Consider the following 20,343-nt stretch of genomic DNA (forward strand, 5'->3'; position numbering starts at 1 on the left):
AATAGCTTTTCAATCGGAACAGGCGCAAATGATAACCATTCTCATGTATTAATACAATAGGAATCATTCTCATTCCGGTTTATGATCTCATCCATGAAAGCATTCGTTCGCACCATCCACCTCTGGACCGGCATGATTTTCGGCACCATCCTGGTCTTGCAGGGCCTGACCGGCGCCGTCATCGGATGGCGCCACGAACTCGACGCCTGGCTCAATCCGGGCCTGCTGCAGGTGGCGCCGCCGCCGGGAACCGAAGCCGGCACGGCTGCCCGCCCGGCGCCCGGCGCCGTGGCTGCGGTGGCGGCACGCCTGGCAAACGACCCGCTCTACGGCCGTCCCGACACCTTGTTCCTGCCGGAGTTGCATGGCGACGTGTACGTGGCCTGGTACCGGCCTGCCAAGCCTGCATCGAACTGGGAACAAGGCGTCACGCGGCAGGTGATGCTGGACCCGGTCGATGGCCGGATCCTGGGCGAACGCAACTGGGGCGAGGCCGGGCTGTCGCGCCCGCTCCTGATGCCGACCCTGTTCCACCTGCACCGCTACCTAATGTCGGGAGAAGCGGGCAAGGTCGTGATCGCCGTACAGGGCGTGGCGCTGATGCTGCTGACCCTCACGGGGATCGTGGTGTGGTGGCCCAAGCCGACGCTCCGGGCCTTCGCGCATGCCGTCACCGTGCGGCGCGGCGGCAACTGGCCGAAGTTCAGCTTCCAGCTGCACCGCGCGGCCGGCTTCTATACGGCGCCGGTCCTGCTGGTGCTGGCCTTTTCGGGGGTGTATTTCAATATGCCGGCCTGGCTCGCGCCGGTCATTCAAGTAGCCGGGCCGCTGACGCCGAACGCCAAGGCGGCCAACGTCAGCAGCGCAAACGCCCCGCGCATCGGCGCCGGCGAGGCGGTGGCGGCGGCGCAGGCGCGCTATCCCGAGGGCCGGGTCTCGCGCATAGGATTTCCGGGCAAGCCCGGGCAGCCCTTCGAAGTGCGGGTACGCCAGCCGGGCGAGCTGCGCCATGGCGACGGCGCCACCCGCGTGAGTGTCGATGCCGGCAGCGGCGCAGTCCTGCGCGTGCTGGACCCGCTGGCCGCGCGCGGCGGCGACTGGGTGGCGAGCACCCTGTATCCGCTGCATACCGGCGAAGCCTTCGGGCTGGCCGGCCGGATCCTGGTGAGCGTGGTTGGCCTGGCACCGCTGGGCTTCTTCATCACCGGCCTGGTCATCTGGATCAAGTTCCGCCGCAAGCCGGCCAAGGGCAAGGCGGCAGCGCCCCGCCCTGGCCGGATTGCAACGCCGGCCCGGACGGGAGAGGCAGCCATGAGCGCGGCCGCCTCCATCGCTCAGCGGTAACTGCGGTAGCGGTCGCGGCCGTCCCGGTCGCTGCGCTCGACCTCGACATAGCGCCCGTCGTCATCGCGGTCGCGGCGGTTCATGAGGTAGACCGCCGTGCCCACCACCGCCGCGGCAATCGCCACCTTCCTGGCCAAGCCCGCCGGATTGTGCTTCATCTCCGCCTTGATGCCCATTTCGCCCAGCACATTCGGGATATGCCCGCGCGCCAGGTCGTCGGCGATGCCTTCGACCACATTGACGCGGTCGGCCAGCAGCAGGAGCAGCCAGTGGCGCAGGTCGTTCTCGCTGGCCTTGAAAGCCGCGCGGCGGATCATGCCGGACAGCCCGGACGGCGGCTGCACGGTGCCGAACAACTGGGTGATGCCGGGGCGTTCGCTCGAGACCAGCACCTCGACCTTTTCCTGCTGTTGCGGCGGGTCGCCGGCGGGCTGGTTGATGAAGCGCGGCGGGGTGCGTTCCATCGGCACGCCGGGACGGTCCTTGCGGTCGAGGTCGGCGCCCCAGCCGTTGATGTGCTGCAGCTCGTCGCGCGAGGGACGGCGCGGGGCGATGTGGCCCTGGCTCGGATGCTGCTGGATGTGGCCATGATCGTGGTCGTGGTCATGGCTGTGCTTGTGTTCGACGATATCGCGTTCCATGCTCGCTCCTTAATTCGTGGTGCTGGCCGCAACCTTGCGCACCTGGTTGGCGTTCGGCGGGATCAGGACGGTCTTGATGCACTCGTCGAGCTTCTCCGAGAAGATGTGATATGCATCCGAGACTTCTTCCAGCGGCACGCGGTGGGTGATGATTTCCTTCGGGTTCAGGCGTCCGGCGCGGATGTGCTCGATCAGGCGCGGCAGGTGGCGGCGCACGCTGGCCTGGTTCATGCGCAAGGTCAATCCCTTGTTCAGCGCATTGCCGATCGGGACCGCGTTGAAGGTCGGGCCATACACGCCGACGATCGACACGTTGCCGCCCTTGCGCACCGAGTTGATGCACCAGTGCAGCGCGGTGGCCGAGCCCGCCTGCGCCATCATGTAGCGGCCGGTGAGGGTCTGCATGGCATTGCCCGAGGCTTCGCAGCCGACCGCGTCGATGCAGACGTCGGCGCCCATCCAGTCGGTCATCTTCTTGATGTGCTCGGCCATGTCGCGCACTTCCTTGAAGTTCACGATCTCGCACTGGGCATAGCGCTTGACGAATTCGAGGCGGTATTCGACGTGGTCGACCACGATCACGCGCCCCGCGCCCATCAGCCAGGCCGACTTGGCGGCAAAGATGCCGACCGGACCCGCGCCGAACACGACCACGGTGTCGCCTTCCTTGATGTCGCCCATCTCGGCGGCCTGGTAGCCGGTCGGCACGGCGTCGGTCAGCAGCACGGCATCGTCGTCGTGGATGTCGTCGGGGATGATCATCGGGCCGACGTCGGCCATCGGCACGCGCACCAGTTCGGCCTGGCCGCCGTCGTAGCCGCCGGCCGTATGCGAATAGCCGTAGATCGAGCCCACGGCGGTGGACTGCGCATTCATGTTGTGGCAATTGCCGTAGAGTTCGCGGTCGCAGAAGAAGCAGGACCCGCAGAACACGTTGAACGGCACCAGCACCTTGTCGCCCACCTTCAGCTTCTGGACTCCGGGGCCGACTTCTTCCACCACGCCGATGAACTCATGGCCGAAGGTATGGCCGACACGGGTGTCGGGCACCAGGCCATGGTACAGGTGCAGGTCCGAGCCGCAGATGCACGAGCGGGTGACGCGCACGATGGCGTCGCCGGGGTGCTCGATGACGGGATCGGGCTTGTGTTCGGCGCGGACGCGGTACGGCCCGCGGTAGTTCATTGCCAGCATAAATCCTCCTCGATAAGGTCTTCACGAAGTCAGGGCGCCCGCCAGCCCGGCAGGCCTATGAATTTACGTTATGACAAAACGCCGGGGATTGCGATACGCGCACGGAAACGAACGCGGCTTTTCACGCGCAAACGGGCGCCCATGGCGCCCGTCGGGAACTGGTCCTACAGCGAACGACTTACAGCTGCCGCGCGTCGAAGGTATTGCACTGCTCGACCTTGCCGCTGTCGAGGCCCCGGGTAAACCAGCGCACGCGCTGGGCCGAACTGCCGTGGGTGAAGGAGTCCGGCACCACCTGGCCCTGCGACTGGCGCTGCAGCGCGTCGTCGCCGATGGCGGTGGCGGCGGCCAGGGCGGTCTCGATGTCGCCCTTCTCCAGGATCTGCTCGCGCTGGTTGGTGCGGTTGGCCCAGACGCCGGCGAAGCAGTCGGCCTGCAGTTCCAGGCGCACCGAGAGCGCATTGCCTTCTTTTTCGGAGGCGCGCTGCTGGGCGTTATGGACCTGGTCGGATACGCCCAGCAGGTTCTGGACGTGGTGTCCCACCTCGTGCGCGATCACATAGGCCTGGGCGAATTCGCCGGCCACGTTGAAGCGCTGCTGCATCAGGCGGAAGAAGCTCAGGTCGATGTAGACACTTCGGTCCGGCGGGCAATAGAACGGCCCGGAGGCGCTGCGCCCGGTGCCGCAGGCGGTATCGGTTCCACGCTCGAACAGCACCAGCTTCGCCGGCTGGTATTGCGCGCCCTGCTCCTTGAAGATTTGCGCCCAGACGTCTTCGGTATAGGCCAGCGTGGTCTTGACGAATTGCGTCTCGCGGTCGTTCGCGGGCGCCGCGGCCGGCCCCTGGGGCTGCTGCTGGACCTGCACCGGCCCGCCGCCGCCGAGGAAGACGCTCGGGTCGATGCCGAATACCGCGCTGCCGATCAGCGCCAGCACCAGGGTGCCGATGCCCACCGACTTGCCGCCGAAACCGCCGAAGCCTCCACCACCGCCACCGCCGCGGCGGTCCTCCACGTTGTCGCTCTGCCGGTCACCTTCCCATTTCATCGTACTGCCTCCTCATGTTCGTTTATGTCCGGCACTGCCTGGCCCGTTTCAGCGGCCCGGATGGCGCCTGAGCGTGCTCGTATCGTCGCGCTCGCGCGCGTCCTTGGTACGGAAATCGTCGTGCGTCGCCAGACCGGCCTTCGCATCGTCCTGCAGTTCGCGCTCGTGGCGCTCGCGTGCGACTTCCCGCTCGAGCCTGCCCGTCGGTGTATCGATGCCCCTGTTGCCCATGCTGTTACCCCCGGTTGCGAGTTGAGTCCTTGTCTGTTCGAGTATGGACAAGGGGCCGGGTTCGGTATGTTCGAACATTCACATAGTGGGGAAATATCTGGACGACAATCGGCCGGAGGAGGCTAAGTGAGGCCGCGCACGGTGAGGATGCGCCCCGCATGCGAAGCTCGTGCCATGACAACTCCCCATACCAAGGCCCTCGTTGCCCTGGGCCGCTACCTGCGCGCCCAGGACTACCGTTTCATCACGGTGACGCCCGCCACCCACCGCCGCATCAACCGCCGCCCCGGTAACGAACGCAGCGCCGACCTGCGCGGGATCTTCGGCTGGAGCCGGCCGTTCGCGGAAAACGCGGTGGCGCCCGAACTGGTGGCGCTGATGAGTGAAGCCGGCATTCTCGAACACGAAGGCAACCTGCTGCGCTCGACCCTGCGCGCTTCGACCCTGGGCGAACTGCTGCTGTTCCACTCGGCCTACCCGACCAAGGACGACGACGCGGTCTTCTTCGGGCCCGACACCTACCGCTTCGTCGGCACGATGGAGCGCGCCTTCCCCTGGCTCGGTTCGGGCCCGGTGCGGGCAATCGATCTCGGCTGCGGCGGCGGGGCCGGCGCACTGGCCATCGCCCGCGCCTTCCCGCATGCCGACGTGGTGGCGGCCGACATCAACACCAGGGCGCTGGCGCTCACCACGGTGAACACCGAGCTGGCCGCGGTAGACAACATCACGGCGGTCAAGAGCGATTTGTTCAGCGAAGTGGAGGGGGACTTCGACCTGGTGGTGTCGAACCCGCCGTATGTGCTCGACCCCTGCGAGCTGCCCTACCGCCACGGCGGCGGCATGCGCGGCGCCGAGCTGTCGGTGCGCATCGTCAAGGAAAGCCTGGCGCGGCTGCGCCCGGGCGGCTGCCTGATGCTGTACACGGGCGTGGCGATCGCCGGCCCGGTCGACGACTTCCTGGAAGCGGTCAAGCCAAGCCTGGACGCGCTGTGCGACCACTGGAAGTACGATGAACTCGATCCGGACATCTTCGGCGGGCAGCTCGGTGAGCCGGGCTATGAAGACGTGGAACGGATCGCGGCGGTGTGGCTGCACGCGGTCCGGCGGTAAGCGGAGCGCGCGGCTCGTAAATTAGCGAGAACCGTAGGGTGGGCAAGTCCCTTGCCCACGGGTTCAAATCACGGTGCTGCTGCCCGTGCGCCGGTTCATAGTGCAACTATCACCGCGCGGGCGGCGAAGCCGCCCACCCTACGGTTCTCAATAATTGAGCGGCATCTGGCCGCAGCCCCCTCTTACTTGCCTGCCTGCTCCAGAAAGAAGCCCAGCATCTCAGTCGACGCGCACGGACCATTTGCATCCGTATGCGATCCCGCCGCCTTGCCGCCCATCCAGGCATGCGCCGCGCCGTGCACGACCCACTGCTCCGCATGGCGGCGCCCGCCCCCATCGCGCCAGCTCGTTCTGGTGTAGGCGCGCCCTGCCTCGCCGCGGCTCGACTCCTTCGTCAAGGCGCCGCTGCCCGATACCGGGTGGGCATCGGCAAACTGGCGCAGCACCGCGTCGCCGTTGCCAGGGCTGACCACGTGGTCTGCATCGCCATGGAAGACGATGATCGGAACTGCCTTGCCCAATGTCGCCGCCTTGCCCGGCTTCTTCATGGCATGCAGGCCCGAGATCATGTCCTTGCCGCTGCCGGCCGCCAGGCCCGAGTGCACGCCGACTGCCGCGTACAGGTCCGGATACTCGGCGCCGAGGATGGCCGCCATCGCGCCGCCTGCCGACAGCCCTGCCACGAACACGCGCTGCGGGTCGGCGCCCTGCTCGGCCACCAGCTTGCGCGTCATGCCCGCAAGGATCGCCGGCTCGCCCTGGTCGCGCTGCTGCTGGGCGGCGTCGAACCAGTTCCAGCAGCCGTTATGGTTGGCGCTGCGGTCCTGCTCCGGATACAGCACCAGGCAGCCCGCTTCTTCCGCGACCAGGTTCATGCCGGTGCCGGCAGCAAAGTCCCCTGCATTCTGGGTGCAGCCGTGCAGCATCACGATCAATGGGCGCGGCCCTTCGGCCGCCTTGGCCGGGATGTAGAGCTTGTAGCGGCGCTGGCCGGCGCTGCACGAGAAGCTGCCGTCGACGACCGTACCCGGCGCCAGTTCCTCCGGCGCTGCCGGCGTGCGCTGCTTCCAGAAATCGGCGGTTTTCGGCAAGGGACTCTTGCGCGCGGCTTTGCGCGGCATGGCGCTGCGTCCGAAGGCCGGCGGCGGATTCAGGTCGACGAAGGCGGGTTCCGCATCCGCGCCGTAGCCTGCCTGCGCGGTCTCGCGCATCGCGTCCATCCGGGGCGCCACCAGGCCCGCCTGCTGCAGCGCACGCTGGATGACGTCGGCGGCGCCGGTGGGGTTATTGGAACGGACCAGCTTGGCTGACTCCATCATTTGCTGGACGAACTGGTCTAGTTGTTTCATTGGAATTCCTTTATTGCGAGAGTATGCGGTCTGCCAGTACCTGCCGGGTGGCGGGTGCGGCAATGAATGCGCCGAGGACCTGGACCGAGGCGATGGCCCGGTCGGCCAGCTCGGGCGTGACCTCGTCTTCGATCACGGCCAGTCCCAGTACGTGGATCTCGAGGCGCTGGCCGGATGCCACGACCTCTTCGAGCTCGCGGCGTGAATAGCGGTGCTGCCCGAGCACGTAGCGCTTGCGCAGGACGGTTTGCCGGATCGACTCGGCATGCACTTGCAACTGGTTGCGGATGGCCGTGCGCACGAAATCGGTGCGGTTCGAATAAAAGCCTTCGCCGACCAGCAAATCCATCTGGGCCAAGTCGACCAGGCCGACGTTGACGGTGACTTTATCGCTGTCGGGCAAGCGCTGCGGGGATGGGACGAGTTTCATGTTTTGGCTCCTTATACTCCAGGTGGAGTATATCCGGAGTATTTCAAGGCCGCTGACGGATTATATTGATGCGTTGTCTCATTGCTACTGTTCCCGCAAACCTGTTTGCCGGGCAACGGTGCGCAGGCTCCCGGGCCGCCACGTAGAATGAACGCCCATTGTCATCAGGAGCATTCCATGAAACGCACGGCACTCATCGCAGGCATTACCGGCATCGGTGGCAGCCACGCGGCCCGTGAACTGCTGGCGGACGGATGGGAAGTGATCGGCCTGTCGCGCCGCGCGCCGCAAGACCTGCCGGGCGTGCGGCACGTCGCCGCCGACCTGCTCGATCCGGAAGGCCTGGCCAAAGCCCTGGCGGACGTGGCGCCGACCCACGTCTTCATCACCACCTGGATGCGCCAGGACACCGAGGCCGAGAACATCCGCGTCAATGCCGCCCTGGTGCGCAACCTGCTCGACGCGCTCTCGCCGCAAAAAAGCCTGCGCCACGTGGCCCTGGTCACGGGCCTGAAGCACTACCTCGGCCCCTTCGAAGCCTATGCCAGCTCCGGCACCCTGCCCGACACCCCGCTGCGCGAAAGCCAGCCGCGCCTGCCGCTGGAGAATTTCTACTATGCGCAGGAAGACGAGGTCTATGCCGCGGCCGCGCGCGACCGCTTCACCTGGAGCGTGCACCGCCCGCACACCATCATCGGCCTGGCGGTAGGCAATGCCATGAACCTCGGCACCACGCTGGCCGTCTACGCCACCATCTGCAAGGAGACCGGACGTCCCTTCCAGTTCCCCGGTTCCGAAGCGCAGTGGAAGGGCCTGTCGGACGTGACCGATGCGCGCATGCTGGCCAAACAGCTGGTCTGGGCCGCCGATACCGATGCCGCGCGCAACGAGGCCTTCAATATCGTCAACGGCGACGTGTTCCGCTGGAGCTGGCTGTGGCCGAAACTGGCCGAATGGTTTGGCGTCCAGGCCGCGGGCTTCAATGGCACTGTCCAGCCTTTGGCGACGGCGATGGCGAACGATGGGGAGTTGTGGCGCGAGATCGCCGGGCGCCATGGACTGGCCGAACCCGATCTCGACCGGCTGGCGTCAGCCTGGCATACGGACCTCGACCTCGGCCGCCCGCTGGAGGTGATGACCGACATGGCCAACAGCCGCCGGCTGGGCTTTACGGCCTGGCAGGCGACCGATCAATCCTTCTTCGATCTGTTCGCGCGGCTGCGGGCGGAGCGCCTGATTCCGTAAGAGATTTACCTGCTTGCGTGCGCGCGGCCTGCGCGCGCCGCCAGCACCGCGAACATGGCAGCCACCACCAGCAGCGCCGCGCCCAGGCCGAAGGTCGCGCGGTAGCCGCTGGAGTCGAACAACACCCCGCCCACCAGCGCCCCCAGCATGATCGCCAGCTGCACCACCGCGACCATCAGGCCGCCGCCCGCCTCGGCATCCCTGGGCAGGGTCGTCGCCAGCCAGGTCCACCATCCGACCGGGGCCGCGGTGCCGACCAGTCCCCAGATGCCCAGCAGGATGGCCACCACCGGCAGCACGCCGCCCAGGCCGGTCAAGGCCACCGCGATCAAGGCCATCAGCGCCGGAATCACGACCAGGGTCCGGTACAGGTGCCGCTTGAGCACCCCGCCGATCAGGATCGTCCCCACGAAGCCGGCCAGGCCGATCGCCAGCAGCAGCAACGACAGCGTGAGGGTATCGACCCGCGTCACCTGCTCCAGGAAGGGCCGCAGGTAGGTGAACAGCGCGAACTGCCCCATGAAGAAGAAGCTGGCGCCGGCCATGCCGAAAGCCACTTCCGGCCGCTTGAACAGCGTCCAGGCGCTCGAGGCCGGCCCCCCGCGCTGGACCGGCATCGACGGCAGGCGCGCCAGCTTCCAGGCAAAGGCCAGGGCGGCGACCGGGACCAGGCAGAAGAAAGCGCCGCGCCAGCCGACGATCGCCCCTAGAAAGCTGCCCAGGGGCGCCGCCACCACGGTGGCCAGCGCATTGCCGCCATTGACGATGGCCAGGGCGCGCGGCACTTGGTGAAGCGGCACCAGGCGCATCGCAGTCGCCGCCGACATCGACCAGAAGCCGCCGATCGCCACGCCGATCAGGGCGCGGCCCACCATGAACCAGAAATAGCTGGGCGCGAATGCGGCCAGGGTGCTGGACGCCATCATCAACACCGTCAGGGCCAGGAGCAGCAGCCTGCGGTCGAAGCGCCCGGCAAGGCGCGCGATGAACAGGCTCGTGAACAAGGCAAAGGCGCCGGAGATCGCGATGCTATGGCCCGCCTGGCCCTCGGAGATGCCGAGGTCGGCCGCGATCGGCGTGAGCAGGCTGACCGGCATGAACTCAGATGCGACCAGCACGAAGGCGCCCAGCGCCAGCGCGAAGACGGCGCCCCAGGCGGCGGGCCGGGTGGGTTCGGCCGGCGCCGCGTGGAGATCGGCGGTGATGCTCATTGGTAGCCTTCCTGTTCTGGTGATGCGCAGGCGCAGGAGCGCGCCCGGGAGTCGAGCATGGTAGTGGCAAACCGGTAGGGCAAACGGGCCGGCATTTGCATGGGCTTATGAATGTGCTTCATCAATCGCTGCTAGAATTGAATACACACCGTCACGAATAACCAGGAAAACCCATGGCCCGCGAGAACATCAACGACATCCTCGTCTTCATCGCCGTGGCCCGCGAACGCAGTTTCACGCGCGCGGCGGCCAAGCTGGGCATGACCCAGTCGGCGCTGAGCCACATCGTGCGCTCGCTCGAAGCGCGCCTCGGCGTGCGCCTGCTCACCCGCACCACCCGCAGCGTCTCGCCCACCGAGGCCGGCGAACGGCTGCTGCTGAACGTGGCGCCGCGCATCGACGAGATCGAAGCCGAGATCGCGGCGGTGAGCGACCTGGGCGACAAGCCGGCCGGCACCATCCGCATCACCGCGATCGACAACGTCATCGACAACGTCCTGTGGCCGCGGCTCGCACCGATCCTGCCGCAATACCCCGACCTGCACGTCGAGATCACCGCCGACTACCGCATGGTCGACATCGCGGCCGACCGCTACGACATCGGTGTGCGCTATGGCGACCAGGTCGAAAAGGACATGGTCGCGGTGCGCCTGACGCCCGACGTGCAGACCATGATCGTGGCCTCGCCCGCCTATTTCGCCTGGCATGCCATCCCCGCCACGCCGCCAGACCTGATGAAACAGAATTGCATCACCCTGCGCCTGGCCAGCAGCGGCGGCATCTACGCGTGGGAGCTCGAGCGCGACGGCCAGGCGCTGGAGCTGCGCGTGCGTGGCCAGTCGATGTTCACCACCGGTTATCACATGCTGAACGCGGCCCTGAGCGGCTGCGGCATCGCCTACCTCACCGAAGACCTGGCCGCCAGCCACGTGCGCGAGGGACGCCTGGTGAGCGTGATGCAGGACTGGTGCCCGAAATTCCCCGGCCTGCACGCGTATTACCCGAGCCGCCGGCACGCTTCGCGCGCGCTGGCGCTGGTGATCGACGCAATCCGCCATAAAGGATAGGCGCCGCCCCCCGGCGCTCATACGTGCATGGCGGTCCACATGGTGGCCCTGATCGACGCCGCCATGAACGCAGCCGGCCTGTCGCCGCGGAACATCCCGGTCGAACTGACCGAGCACGCGCTGTTCGAAAGCCACAACGTCGGGCGCGGGGTGCTCGAGGCATTCAGACGGCGCGGCCTGTCGATCGCCCTCGACGATTTCGGCACTGGCTATTCGTCGCTGAGCCACCTCACGACCTTACCCATCAATGTCCTGAAACTCGAAATCTCGTTCGTGCGCCCGCTGGCGCACAGCGCGGAGAGTGCCGGCAGCCGCCATGCGCGCGTACGCGAACGGGCGCCCGCCGGCCTGAACACGGCTTGCGGTATAGTGCCCCGATGACGACAACCACCACCGACCGCCACGACGTGCGCGTCAACGACCGCGAACAGCTGATCTACCTGCTCACCGAAGCGGCCGAAATCGAGCAAGGCCTGATGTGCACCTACCTGTACGCCGGCTGGAGCCTGAAGCAGTCGGACGGCGAATCGGTCACGCCTGCCCAGCTGGAAGCGATCAAGCGCTGGCGCAAGGAAATCCGCAGCGTCGCCATGGAAGAAATGGCCCACCTGGCCACGGTCAACAACCTCCTGATGAGCATCGGTTCGCCGCCGCATTTCCGGCGCCAGAATTTCCCGGTGCCGCCGGGCTACCACCCCGCCAGCCTGGTGGTGCGCCTGGCGCCGCTCACGCGCGATACGCTGGCCCATTTCGTCTACCTCGAGCGTCCCGAGGGCATGGAGATGGCCCAGGCCAGCGGCTTCGAGACGGCCACCAGCTATCAGCGCCGCCCGCACGCCACCCGGCTCACGCCGACCGCCGAAGACTACGACACCGTCGGCCACCTGTACCGCGGCATCCAGCAGGGTTTCGAGACCCTGGCCGAACGCCTGGGCGAATCCGCCCTGTTCGTGGGCAGCCTCGAGGCCCAGCTCGGGCCGGACATCATGGACCTCCCCGGCCTGGTGACGGTGACCGACTTGCGCAGCGCCGTGCTGGCCATCGACACCATCATCGAACAGGGCGAAGGCGGACGGCGCGACAGCGAGGAATCGCATTACGCGCGCTTCGTCGCGATGGCCGCGCAATACGACGCCTTCCTGCGCGAGGATCCGGCCTTCGTGCCGCACCGCGACATCGTTTCCGACCCGCTCATGTTCGCGCCGATCGGCGACGCGCCCGGCTGCCACGTCAGCGCGCCCGACAGCGCGCGCGTGCTCGACCTGGCCAATGCCAGCTATGGCCTCATGCTGCGGCTGCTCGCCAGCGGCACCGGCACACCGCAGGCCCCGGCTGCGCGCCGCGCGGAAGTCGACGGCGCAGTCAAGCTGATGCATGTGGTGCACTCGCTGAGCGTGCTGCTCACCACCCTGCCGGCGGGCAGCGAACCGACGCCGCGCGCGGGCATGAACTTCCACCTGCCGCGCAGCGGACTTGCCCTGCCCCAGCGCGAAGCAGGCAGGGCGCTGCTGGCCGAACGGGCCAGCGAAATCGCGCTGGCCCTCGACGTGCTGGCGGCCTCGGTACCAAGCCTGGACGCGGCGCTGGCCGGCGCCTTGCGCGACCTGGCGGCCACCCTGGTGACGCCGGCGGCAGGCGGCTGATTTACTTCCCGTACTGCCCGTCGCTGACCTTCTCCATCCACTCGACCGCCTTGCCTTCCAGCTGCTCCTGGATCGCCATGTGGGTCATGGCGGTCGTGGGCGACCGTCGACATGAAGGCACACCGCAACCGCGCCGAACAACTCATCATCAAGGCACATATGAATCCCGCCCCGACGCCCAGCCTTACCTCCGCCGAGAGCCTGGCCAGCTATCCCCCCGGAGACGTACTCGTAAAGAGTCATGGTCCGGCCTGGCGCGATGTCCAGATGTCCGTGTTTTCGCTGTCAGCCGAAGAGGAAGCGTTCGACATGCCGGCCGTGAGCGAGCCGTTCATCGTCTGGATCGCCGCAGGAGAGGCACGCACGGAAGAACGGGAACTGGGGGGCGCGCCGGTCATCAGTGACATCCGGCGCGGATCCTTGTTCCTGACGATGGCAGGCGCGCCCTACTCCTTCCGATGGCGGCGCCTGTCAGCCGAGCCGCTCGAAGTCGTCTTGCTGCTGCTCGGCATGCCGATCTTCGAACGCGCGCTGGACGAGGTGCATGGCGCGCGGGCGCAGGAATCGCACTTCCGGAACGTGTCCGGCATCGAGGACCCCAGGCTGGTCGCGCTACTGGGCGCGCTGCGCAGCGAACTGGCCGTACCGTGTGCCAGCGCCCTGTTTGTGCACGGCATTGCCGATGCCATTGCCGTGCACATGGCCCGTCATTACGTCGACACGGGCGTCTCGCAACTGGATGGCTCCTCGCTTCCGGCCTACAAACTGCGCCTGATTTTGCTGTGGATGAGCGAACACCTTGCAGAACCGTTCAGCCTCGCGGCGCTTGCGGCAATCGCCGGCATGAGCGAGTTTCACTTCAACCGGTTATTCAAGAAGGCGACGGGGATGCCGCCTTCGCAATACCAGATCAGGCTTCGCATGGAAGCGGCACGGCGCAGCTTGCGCGAAACCACAGCCAGTGTCGTCGACATCGCCAACGACGTGGGTTATTCGAGCCCCAGCCACTTCGCCCAGCTGTTCCGCAAGGAGACCGGCCTCACCCCCAGCGCCTACCGGCGCCAGCGCTGACAGCCTGATCGCACCATATCTCGGTCCTCATTCGGACATCGACAACAGGCCATCGTCCAGGCGCGCGCCCTTGACGTCGATCTTGCCGATTTCCGCGTTGATCTCGCTGACATCGGCCGCGCTCAATTCGAGGTCGATGGACTGGAGGTTGTCGTCGATGTAGGCGACCTTGTCCATGCCCGGAATCGGGACGATCCACGGCTTTTGCGCCAGCAGCCAGGCCAGTGCGACCTGCACCGGGCTTGCATTGCGCCTGGCCGCGAACGAACGCAACACCTCGACGACCGGCATATTGGCCTTGATCGCTTCCTGGGTAAAGCGCGGGAAATTCGCCCGCAGGTCGGTCGCGCTGTCGAAGGTGGTGGTGGTATCGATCGTGCCGGTCAAGAAACCCGTGCCCAGCGGCCCCCATGGCACGAAACCGATACCCAGCTCTTCGCAGGCGGGGATCACTTCCGCTTCCGGTTCGCGGGTCCAGATCGAGTACTGGTTCTGCACCGCTGCGACAGGATGGACGGCGTGGGCGCGGCGAATCGTCGTGGCGCCCGCTTCGGACAGGCCGTAGTGGCGGATCTTGCCTTCACGGATCAGATCCGCGAGGGTGCCGGCGACGTCTTCGATGGGCACGTCCGGATCGACGCGGTGCTGGTAGAACAAATCGATGTAGTCGGTCTTCAGGCTGGCGAGCGACGCCTCGGCCACGGCGCGGATGTTCTCCGGACGGCTGTCGGTGCCGGTGATGGCCCCGTTTTCCAGCCTGAAGCCGAACTTGGTCGCGATGACGACGTCCTTGCGCATGGGCGCCAGCGCTGCGCCTACCAGCTTCTCGTTGACGTATGGGCCGTAGGCTTGCGCGGTATCGAAAAAGGTGATGCCGCGCTCGACCGCTGCGCGCAGCACCCGAACGCCTTCGCTTTCATCGACGGCCTTGCCGGTACCGAAGCTCAGGTTCATGGCCCCCATGCCGAGTGCCGACACCGTCAGGCCACTGTTCCCCAATTGACGCATCTTCATTTGCTACTCCTCGTGTTGATTCCAGCAAGCCGCTGACCATCACACTGTATCGAGCCAGCCGCATTGCCTCTACCAGTGGATTGCCCAAGCTGTCGGGTTCTTGCTGAAACCTGAACTGTCGCCTGTCTACCCGATGCACGATTCCCGCAGCGCTAAGGACTTGGCAATCGTGAGCCATGCTCATAAGAGCATGCGCATTTCGTCCCCTAATCGCACAATCGGCCCCATGCTACATTCGCCTATCGTCATTTCGACGCAGGGAGGACAGCATGAAAGAAGTCATCGTCGTCATCGACGCAGGCGCGATCGGCCAGGCCCTGGCCCAGCTCGAGCGCCATCTCGACGTGCGCCTGTTCCACCGCACCACGCGCGTGATGGCGCTGACCGACGAAGGCCGGCGCTTCCTTGACGCGCCTGGTCGGCAATCCCGACTACGTGCTGGGGGCGGAGGAACTGGCGGCCGGCGAAGCACGTGCGCTGGCGATGGCGCCGCGCAGGCAGGCCGCGCGATGATTCAGCCCACGTGTCCCGGCTCCTCGCCCGAATAAACGATCGCCGGATCCTGTCCCGCGTACAGCAGCTCGACCAGGGCGGCACGCCGGCGCAGGATGGCGCGCTGGTTGACGGACCCCTTGTCGGTGATTTCCCCGCGTTCGGCCGAGGGCGGCTCGACCAGCACGAGGGCGCGCGCGATACGGCTTGCGCTGCCGCCCTCCTTTCCGAGGCGGTGAACCAGGTCCCTGAAATACCCGCGTACCGGGTCCGCGGCCAGCACCTCTGCCGCGCCGGCGGAATCGGGCAGGCCACCGAGGCTGCGGCATTGCGCCAGGTTCGGGATGATCAACAGGCCGACCTCGGCGCGGTCATGGCCGGCGATGACGGCGTCCTGCACATACGGTGCGCCGTCGTGCACCACGCGGCTGCGCAAGGTGGCGACGCCGACCCAGGTGCCGGTGGACAGCTTGAAGTCTTCCGCCAGGCGGCCGTCGAACACGAACCCCAGCCGCGGACGGGCCGCGTCCAGCCACCTGACGGCGTCGCCCGAGCAAAAGAATCCCTCGTCGTCGAACATCCGCGCCGTGTCGCCAGGCGTCTTCCAGTAAGCAGGCGTGACGCCGGGACCGCGGTAGCGCAGTTCGAACTTGTCGCCGCACGGCGCCAGCTTCACTTCCAGGCCGGGGCTGGGCACACCCACTTCGCCGGCACGCACGTCTTCACGCAGCGTGAACAGGGCGCAGGGAGCGGTCTCGGTCATGCCCAGGCCGGTCGCCATCCGGATCCGCTGGCCGCAGGCCGCTTCGGCGCTGGCTGCAAGCCTGTCCCAGACCGGCTGCGCCAGGGCCGCGCCGGCATGGAACTGCAGCTGCAGGCGGCTGTAGAAATGCTCACGCAGGACGGGATCGCGCGCCAGCGCCTGCGCCAGGTCCTCCCATCCCTTGGGCACGTTGAAGTGGACGGTCGGCGCGATCTCGCGCAGGTTGGCGAGGGTCTGCTCGAACAGCTGCGGGGTCGGCTTGCCGTCGTCGATGTACAGGGTGCCGCCGTTGAACAGAACCAGGTTGAAGCTCTTGTTGCCGCCGAAGGTATGGTTCCATGGCAGCCAGTCGAGCAGCACCGGTGGCGCGTCGGCCAGGAAAGGCCAGACCTGCAGCAGTGCCTGCATGTTGCTGCATAACATGCGGTGGGTATTCACGACGGCTTTCGGCTGCGCGGTCGAGCCCGAGGTGAACAGGAACTTGGCGATCGTCTCCGGGCCGACGGCTTGCATGGCCTCGTCCACCGCAGCGCCGGGCGCGGTGCGCTGCAGTGCCGTGAACGGCGTCGCCGTGCGCCCGGATGGCATGCCGCTGGCCACGACGAACTCGACGTCAAGGCCACAGGTCGCCTCCACCGCCGGGCCGAATGCGCGGCCGTCGGCGGCAAACACCAGGCCCGGATCGAGCAGCGCCATGATGTGGCGCAGCTTGCCGAAGTCGGTCGATGCCAGCGAATAAGCGGGGGAGACCGGGGCGTAGGGCAGGCCGATGTACTGGCAGGCCAGGGCCAGCATGGCGTGTTCGAGATCGTTCCCGGACAGGATGACCACCGGCCGCGCGGCCGACAAGCCGCGCTGCAGGAGCGCCTGCCCGATCGATCGCACATGGCCCAGCGCCTCGCGGTAGGTAATGTGGCGCCATGCGCCATCGGCGCCGCGCCGGGCGATGAAGCTGCGTTCCGGCGCCTGCGCCGCCCAGTGGCGCAGGCGGTCCGTCGTGCGCACGGCATAGCCGCCGAGCGGCGGCGCCGCCTTCACATAGGTCGCGCCATGGGCCATGCGGACCTCTACAGCGTCGTCGCCGAACGCCACCGGGCGGTAGCGGGCGTTTGCATCCATGCTCCTGCCTCCGTTCGTTCCTTCATCAACCGGCACCTGCCGTTGCAACACTTACTGCATGATCTTGATTCTTGCATATTACTGTTTGCCATGTCGGCGGCAAGGGCGCGGACGCCATGCGTTTGGGCGAGACCGGACGAATTTCGTGATCGTTCAGGTGTACACTGATCGCGTAGCCGCTCAGGGAACGGTCTGCCATGTCCATCATCCGGCAACATCTCCAGCCAGGAATGGTGCGTCCAGATAACGCGCCGCGGTCCCGTGTCTTCGCACGCACCTGGACTGCGTTTGTGCTCTTGCTGGCCGTGCTCCTGCCCTGCCCTGCCCTTGCCGCCGCCGCGGTTGGCTTGCTGGCGATCGACGGCGCCATCGGCCCGGCCAGTGCCGACCACATCGTGCGCAGCCTCGAGCGCTCGTCCGGGCAGGGGCAGCAACTGCTCATCCTCAGGATGGACACGCCGGGTGGGCTCGACACCTCGATGCGCACGGTGATCAAGGCGATCCTGGCCTCCCCGGTGCCGGTCGTGGCCTGGGTGGCGCCGGGCGGTGCGCGCGCCGCCAGCGCCGGCACCTATATCCTGTATGCGAGCCATATCGCGGCCATGGCGCCGGGCACGAATGTCGGGGCGGCCACGCCGGTGGAAATCGGGATCGGGCCGCAGCAGCCCGGACCCGGCGGCCCGGCCCCGGGCGCGCCGCCGAAAAAGGACGGGCGAGCCGAGCCCGGCGCCGACAAGACGGAATCGCCCTCCGCCATGAAGGCCAAGACCATCAACGACGCCGCCGCCTACCTGCGCGGGCTGGCGCAACTGCGTGGCCGCAATGCCGACTGGGCCGAGCGCGCGGTACGCGAGTCAAGCAGCCTGAGCGCCGAGGAAGCCCTGCAGCAGAATGTCATCGAATTCGTCGCCGCCGATGTGCCGGGCCTGCTGGCCCAGCTCGACGGCCGCACCGTGGTGGTGCTGGGGCAGGAGCGGCGCCTGGCCACCCGCGGCGCGGTGCTGGCCGAGTTCCTGCCGGACTGGCGCACCGACCTGCTGGCGGCGATCACGAATCCCGCCGTGGCCCTGCTCCTGATGACTCTCGGCATCTACGGCCTCGTCTTCGAATTCATGAGCCCGGGCGCGGTGGCGCCGGGCGTGATCGGCGCCATCTGCCTGCTGCTGGGGCTGTACGCCCTGCAGCTGCTGCCGGTGAACTACGCGGGCCTGGCCCTGATCGTGCTGGGGCTGGCCTTCATGATCGGCGAAGCCTGGCTGCCCAGCTTCGGCATCCTCGGCCTGGGCGGCATCGCCGCCTTCGTTGCCGGCGCCCTCATGCTGATCGACACCGAGCTGCCCGGCTATGGCGTCCCGCCCGGCCTGGTCGGCATCCTGGCCGTGGCCAGCGCGCTGATCCTGTTCGGCACGGCGCGGCTGGCCTTGAAAACCCGGCGGCGCCCCGTCACCAGCGGCGCGGCCGGCCTGATCGGCGCGCTGTGCGCCGTGGAGAACGTTTCTGCACGCAATGTCCGGGAAGGATGGGTCCGCATCGAAGGCGAGCTGTGGCGGGCGGTCAGCGCCGAGCCGCTGCACCCCTTGCAAACCGTGCGCGTGGCCGGCCGGGCCGGCCTGACCCTGGAAGTCGTTCCCGTTGTCCAACCCTGAGGAGAATGACGATGTTTTCCGGTATCGGTATCGGCCTTGGCGGCCTGTTCTTCCTGCTGCTGGCCCTGCTGGCCTCGGCGATCCGGGTGCTGCGCGAATACGAGCGCGGCGTCGTGTTCCAGCTGGGGCGCTTCTGGGGCGTGAAGGGGCCGGGGCTGGTGATCATCATCCCGGTGCTGCAGCAGATGGTGCGGGTCGACCTGCGCACCATCGTGCTGGACGTGCCGACCCAGGACGTCATCTCGCGCGACAACGTCTCGGTGAAGGTCAACGCCGTGCTGTATTTCCGCGTGGTCGACCCGGAGCGCGCCATCATCCAGGTCGCCAACTTCATGGAAGCGACCAGCCAGCTGGCCCAGACCACCCTGCGCGCCGTGCTCGGCAAGCACGAACTCGACGAGATGCTGGCCGAGCGCGAGCGCCTGAACCTGGACATCCAGCAGGTGCTCGACGCCCAGACCGATGCCTGGGGCATCAAGGTCGCCAATGTCGAGATCAAGCACGTCGACCTGGACGAATCGATGATCCGCGCCATCGCGCGCCAGGCCGAGGCCGAGCGCGAGCGGCGCGCCAAGGTGATCCATGCGGAGGGCGAGCTGCAGGCCTCCGAAAAACTGCAGCAGGCCGCCTTCGTGCTGGCCCAGCAGCCGGGCGCGATGCAGCTGCGCTACATGCAGACCCTTGGCGCGATCGCCGGCGACAAGTCCTCGACCATCGTGTTTCCGCTGCCGATCGAATTGCTCGACGTGGTGGCGGCGCATGCGCGCAGTCCGGCCGCGAAATAAGCCGGGCCCGCGCCGAATTCGGTTGCCATTTGATCTGCATCATCCGCACGCCTGACACGCCCGGGCACTCGGCGTAGAGTCGTGACTGAGGAGTACGCACACGAAAGGACCCGCCATGTACAAGACCATCATCGTGCACGTCGACGACAGCCCGGCCATGGAGGCCCGGCTGCAGGCCGCCGCCTGGCTTGCCAATGCGCACGATGCGCACCTGGTCGGCAGCGCCGCCACCGGCCTGTCCTGGCCGGCCTTCGTGCTGCTGGCCGGCTCGATGCGGGTGGCGCCGCGCGAAGAATTCGATGCCTTGCGCAGCGCCGCGCGCAACAGCCTGCAGGGGTTCTCCACGCGCGCCCGGCGGCTCGGCGTGCAATCCCTCGAAGAACGCATGGCCGAGGACGAGCACCGCATGGCGCTGCTGCTGCAGTCGCGCTACGCCGACCTGGCCGTGCTCAGCCAGGATGCGGGCGAGCCGCCGGCGCCGCGCGGCTTGCCCCAATACCTCGCCCTGCACGGGACCAAACCCGTGCTGGTGGTGCCGCCCGCCTATGCCGGCGCGCCGCTTGCCGGCCAAGTGGTGGTCGGCTGGGACGGCAGCGCGCAGGCGGTGCGCGCCATCGACGCCGCCCTGCCCGTGCTGGTGCGCGCCGCCACGGTGCACCTGGCCCTGGTCAATCCCGACCGCGAATCCGGCCTGCACGGCGACGAGCCCGGCGCCGACATGGCCTTGTTCCTCGCCCGCCACGGCGTCCGGGTCGAGGTCGTCAACGAGCGCACGCAGGCCGCGGCCGGCGACGCCCTGCTCGAGATCGCGCGCGCCACCGGCGCCGGGCTGCTGGTCGCCGGCGCCTTCGGCCACAGCCGCTACCGCGAGATCCTGCTCGGCGGGGTCACCCGGGTGCTGCTCGAGCGCGCGCCGGTGCCGGTGCTGCTGGCGCACTGA

20 protein-coding genes are annotated in these 20,343 nt (G+C 67.5%); 11 read left to right on the forward strand and 9 right to left on the reverse strand.

Annotated elements, in window-relative coordinates:
• Window positions 1-93 precede the first annotated feature (93 nt).
• Window positions 94-1,344, forward strand: coding sequence for a PepSY-associated TM helix domain-containing protein (locus tag AC56LR_RS03160; protein ID WP_497127328.1), 1,251 nt, complete (start codon window positions 94-96; stop codon window positions 1,342-1,344).
• On the opposite strand, the gene AC56LR_RS03165 is transcribed toward AC56LR_RS03160, so the two are convergent.
• From AC56LR_RS03165 to AC56LR_RS03180, 4 genes are all read right to left on the reverse strand, one after another.
• The gene (locus tag AC56LR_RS03165) at window positions 1,335-1,985 is read right to left on the reverse strand and encodes a hypothetical protein (RefSeq protein WP_497127330.1); all 651 of its coding nucleotides are present in this window, start codon (window positions 1,983-1,985) and stop codon (window positions 1,335-1,337) included. The genes AC56LR_RS03160 and AC56LR_RS03165 overlap by 10 nt on opposite strands.
• 9 nt (window positions 1,986-1,994) lie before the next feature.
• A complete protein-coding gene (locus tag AC56LR_RS03170) occupies window positions 1,995-3,179 on the reverse strand; it encodes a zinc-dependent alcohol dehydrogenase (RefSeq protein ID WP_497127332.1) in 1,185 nt (394 codons plus the stop codon).
• Window positions 3,180-3,357: 178 nt separating this feature from the next.
• The gene (gene ypfJ / locus AC56LR_RS03175) at window positions 3,358-4,227 is read right to left on the reverse strand and encodes a KPN_02809 family neutral zinc metallopeptidase (protein WP_497127334.1); all 870 of its coding nucleotides are present in this window, start codon (window positions 4,225-4,227) and stop codon (window positions 3,358-3,360) included.
• Window positions 4,228-4,275: 48 nt separating this feature from the next.
• Window positions 4,276-4,458: a hypothetical protein gene (locus AC56LR_RS03180; protein WP_497127336.1), complete on the reverse strand. Its 183-nt coding sequence runs from the start codon at window positions 4,456-4,458 to the stop codon at window positions 4,276-4,278.
• A 174-nt stretch (window positions 4,459-4,632) separates the two neighbouring features.
• Between AC56LR_RS03180 and AC56LR_RS03185 the strand changes: the two genes are divergently transcribed.
• Complete coding sequence (locus tag AC56LR_RS03185) at window positions 4,633-5,568, forward strand: methyltransferase (protein WP_497127338.1); 936 nt, start codon at window positions 4,633-4,635, stop codon at window positions 5,566-5,568.
• A 182-nt stretch (window positions 5,569-5,750) separates the two neighbouring features.
• Here the strand turns inward: AC56LR_RS03185 and AC56LR_RS03190 are convergent, their stop codons facing one another.
• Together AC56LR_RS03190 and AC56LR_RS03195 are read right to left on the reverse strand one after the other, a co-directional pair.
• Window positions 5,751-6,917, reverse strand: a complete 1,167-nt coding sequence (locus AC56LR_RS03190; protein ID WP_497127340.1) for an extracellular catalytic domain type 1 short-chain-length polyhydroxyalkanoate depolymerase — start codon at window positions 6,915-6,917, stop codon at window positions 5,751-5,753.
• 10 nt (window positions 6,918-6,927) lie between these two features.
• The gene (locus tag AC56LR_RS03195) at window positions 6,928-7,347 is read right to left on the reverse strand and encodes a CopG family transcriptional regulator (RefSeq protein WP_497127342.1); all 420 of its coding nucleotides are present in this window, start codon (window positions 7,345-7,347) and stop codon (window positions 6,928-6,930) included.
• A gap of 177 nt (window positions 7,348-7,524) precedes the next feature.
• Here AC56LR_RS03195 and AC56LR_RS03200 point away from each other — a divergent pair, with 177 nt between their 5' ends.
• Window positions 7,525-8,592 (forward strand): SDR family oxidoreductase, encoded by a 1,068-nt coding sequence (locus AC56LR_RS03200; RefSeq protein ID WP_497127344.1) that lies wholly within the window; start codon window positions 7,525-7,527, stop codon window positions 8,590-8,592.
• 5 nt (window positions 8,593-8,597) lie between these two features.
• On the opposite strand, the gene AC56LR_RS03205 is transcribed toward AC56LR_RS03200, so the two are convergent.
• Window positions 8,598-9,803, reverse strand: a complete 1,206-nt coding sequence (locus tag AC56LR_RS03205; RefSeq protein ID WP_497127346.1) for an MFS transporter — start codon at window positions 9,801-9,803, stop codon at window positions 8,598-8,600.
• 173 nt (window positions 9,804-9,976) lie between these two features.
• On the opposite strand from AC56LR_RS03205, the gene AC56LR_RS03210 reads away from it, so the two are divergent.
• The 4 genes from AC56LR_RS03210 (at window position 9,977) to AC56LR_RS03225 (ending at window position 13,584) form a co-directional block, all read left to right on the forward strand.
• Window positions 9,977-10,870: a LysR family transcriptional regulator gene (locus AC56LR_RS03210; RefSeq protein ID WP_497127348.1), complete on the forward strand. Its 894-nt coding sequence runs from the start codon at window positions 9,977-9,979 to the stop codon at window positions 10,868-10,870.
• 27 nt (window positions 10,871-10,897) lie between these two features.
• Window positions 10,898-11,251, forward strand: coding sequence for an EAL domain-containing protein (locus AC56LR_RS03215; RefSeq protein WP_497127350.1), 354 nt, complete (start codon window positions 10,898-10,900; stop codon window positions 11,249-11,251).
• Window positions 11,248-12,513, forward strand: a complete 1,266-nt coding sequence (locus AC56LR_RS03220) for a ferritin-like domain-containing protein (protein ID WP_497127352.1) — start codon at window positions 11,248-11,250, stop codon at window positions 12,511-12,513. The genes AC56LR_RS03215 and AC56LR_RS03220 overlap by 4 nt, the downstream gene beginning before the upstream one ends.
• Window positions 12,514-12,624: 111 nt before the next feature.
• The gene (locus tag AC56LR_RS03225) at window positions 12,625-13,584 is read left to right on the forward strand and encodes a helix-turn-helix domain-containing protein (RefSeq protein ID WP_497127354.1); all 960 of its coding nucleotides are present in this window, start codon (window positions 12,625-12,627) and stop codon (window positions 13,582-13,584) included.
• A 27-nt stretch (window positions 13,585-13,611) separates the two neighbouring features.
• On the opposite strand, the gene AC56LR_RS03230 is transcribed toward AC56LR_RS03225, so the two are convergent.
• The gene (locus tag AC56LR_RS03230) at window positions 13,612-14,598 is read right to left on the reverse strand and encodes an aldo/keto reductase (protein WP_497127357.1); all 987 of its coding nucleotides are present in this window, start codon (window positions 14,596-14,598) and stop codon (window positions 13,612-13,614) included.
• A 269-nt stretch (window positions 14,599-14,867) separates the two neighbouring features.
• Here AC56LR_RS03230 and AC56LR_RS03235 point away from each other — a divergent pair, with 269 nt between their 5' ends.
• Window positions 14,868-15,146, forward strand: a complete 279-nt coding sequence (locus AC56LR_RS03235) for a LysR family transcriptional regulator (RefSeq protein WP_497127361.1) — start codon at window positions 14,868-14,870, stop codon at window positions 15,144-15,146.
• Here AC56LR_RS03235 and AC56LR_RS03240 read toward each other — a convergent pair.
• Window positions 15,113-16,972 (reverse strand): feruloyl-CoA synthase, encoded by a 1,860-nt coding sequence (locus AC56LR_RS03240; RefSeq protein ID WP_497127364.1) that lies wholly within the window; start codon window positions 16,970-16,972, stop codon window positions 15,113-15,115. The two genes, AC56LR_RS03235 and AC56LR_RS03240, sit on opposite strands and share 34 nt — an antisense overlap.
• A 230-nt stretch (window positions 16,973-17,202) precedes the next feature.
• Here AC56LR_RS03240 and AC56LR_RS03245 point away from each other — a divergent pair, with 230 nt between their 5' ends.
• The 3 genes from AC56LR_RS03245 (at window position 17,203) to AC56LR_RS03255 (ending at window position 20,343) form a co-directional block, all read left to right on the forward strand.
• Entirely contained in the window at window positions 17,203-18,618 is a 1,416-nt protein-coding gene (locus tag AC56LR_RS03245) for an NfeD family protein (protein WP_497127765.1), read from the forward strand.
• An 11-nt stretch (window positions 18,619-18,629) separates the two neighbouring features.
• Window positions 18,630-19,403 carry a slipin family protein gene (locus tag AC56LR_RS03250; protein WP_497127367.1) on the forward strand — a complete coding sequence of 258 codons (774 nt, stop codon included), beginning with the start codon at window positions 18,630-18,632 and terminating at the stop codon, window positions 19,401-19,403.
• 115 nt (window positions 19,404-19,518) lie between these two features.
• On the forward strand, window positions 19,519-20,343 hold the full coding sequence (locus tag AC56LR_RS03255; protein ID WP_497127370.1) for a universal stress protein: 825 nt from the start codon (window positions 19,519-19,521) through the stop codon (window positions 20,341-20,343).

The organism is Telluria sp. ZT3P39 (genome assembly GCF_059685935.1).

Bases quoted from the DNA above. Each gene is read 5' to 3' on its own strand.
- AC56LR_RS03160 (WP_497127328.1), top strand. From the start codon at position 94: ATGAAAGCATTCGTTCGCACCATCCACCTCTGGACCGGCATGATTTTC.
- AC56LR_RS03165 (WP_497127330.1), bottom strand. From the start codon at position 1,985: ATGGAACGCGATATCGTCGAACACAAGCACAGCCATGACCACGACCAC.
- AC56LR_RS03170 (WP_497127332.1), bottom strand. From the start codon at position 3,179: ATGCTGGCAATGAACTACCGCGGGCCGTACCGCGTCCGCGCCGAACAC.
- ypfJ (WP_497127334.1), bottom strand. From the start codon at position 4,227: ATGAAATGGGAAGGTGACCGGCAGAGCGACAACGTGGAGGACCGCCGC.
- AC56LR_RS03180 (WP_497127336.1), bottom strand. From the start codon at position 4,458: ATGGGCAACAGGGGCATCGATACACCGACGGGCAGGCTCGAGCGGGAA.
- AC56LR_RS03185 (WP_497127338.1), top strand. From the start codon at position 4,633: ATGACAACTCCCCATACCAAGGCCCTCGTTGCCCTGGGCCGCTACCTG.
- AC56LR_RS03190 (WP_497127340.1), bottom strand. From the start codon at position 6,917: ATGAAACAACTAGACCAGTTCGTCCAGCAAATGATGGAGTCAGCCAAG.
- AC56LR_RS03195 (WP_497127342.1), bottom strand. From the start codon at position 7,347: ATGAAACTCGTCCCATCCCCGCAGCGCTTGCCCGACAGCGATAAAGTC.
- AC56LR_RS03200 (WP_497127344.1), top strand. From the start codon at position 7,525: ATGAAACGCACGGCACTCATCGCAGGCATTACCGGCATCGGTGGCAGC.
- AC56LR_RS03205 (WP_497127346.1), bottom strand. From the start codon at position 9,803: ATGAGCATCACCGCCGATCTCCACGCGGCGCCGGCCGAACCCACCCGG.
- AC56LR_RS03210 (WP_497127348.1), top strand. From the start codon at position 9,977: ATGGCCCGCGAGAACATCAACGACATCCTCGTCTTCATCGCCGTGGCC.
- AC56LR_RS03215 (WP_497127350.1), top strand. From the start codon at position 10,898: ATGGCGGTCCACATGGTGGCCCTGATCGACGCCGCCATGAACGCAGCC.
- AC56LR_RS03220 (WP_497127352.1), top strand. From the start codon at position 11,248: ATGACGACAACCACCACCGACCGCCACGACGTGCGCGTCAACGACCGC.
- AC56LR_RS03225 (WP_497127354.1), top strand. From the start codon at position 12,625: ATGAAGGCACACCGCAACCGCGCCGAACAACTCATCATCAAGGCACAT.
- AC56LR_RS03230 (WP_497127357.1), bottom strand. From the start codon at position 14,598: ATGAAGATGCGTCAATTGGGGAACAGTGGCCTGACGGTGTCGGCACTC.
- AC56LR_RS03235 (WP_497127361.1), top strand. From the start codon at position 14,868: ATGAAAGAAGTCATCGTCGTCATCGACGCAGGCGCGATCGGCCAGGCC.
- AC56LR_RS03240 (WP_497127364.1), bottom strand. From the start codon at position 16,972: ATGGATGCAAACGCCCGCTACCGCCCGGTGGCGTTCGGCGACGACGCT.
- AC56LR_RS03245 (WP_497127765.1), top strand. From the start codon at position 17,203: ATGGTGCGTCCAGATAACGCGCCGCGGTCCCGTGTCTTCGCACGCACC.
- AC56LR_RS03250 (WP_497127367.1), top strand. From the start codon at position 18,630: ATGTTTTCCGGTATCGGTATCGGCCTTGGCGGCCTGTTCTTCCTGCTG.
- AC56LR_RS03255 (WP_497127370.1), top strand. From the start codon at position 19,519: ATGTACAAGACCATCATCGTGCACGTCGACGACAGCCCGGCCATGGAG.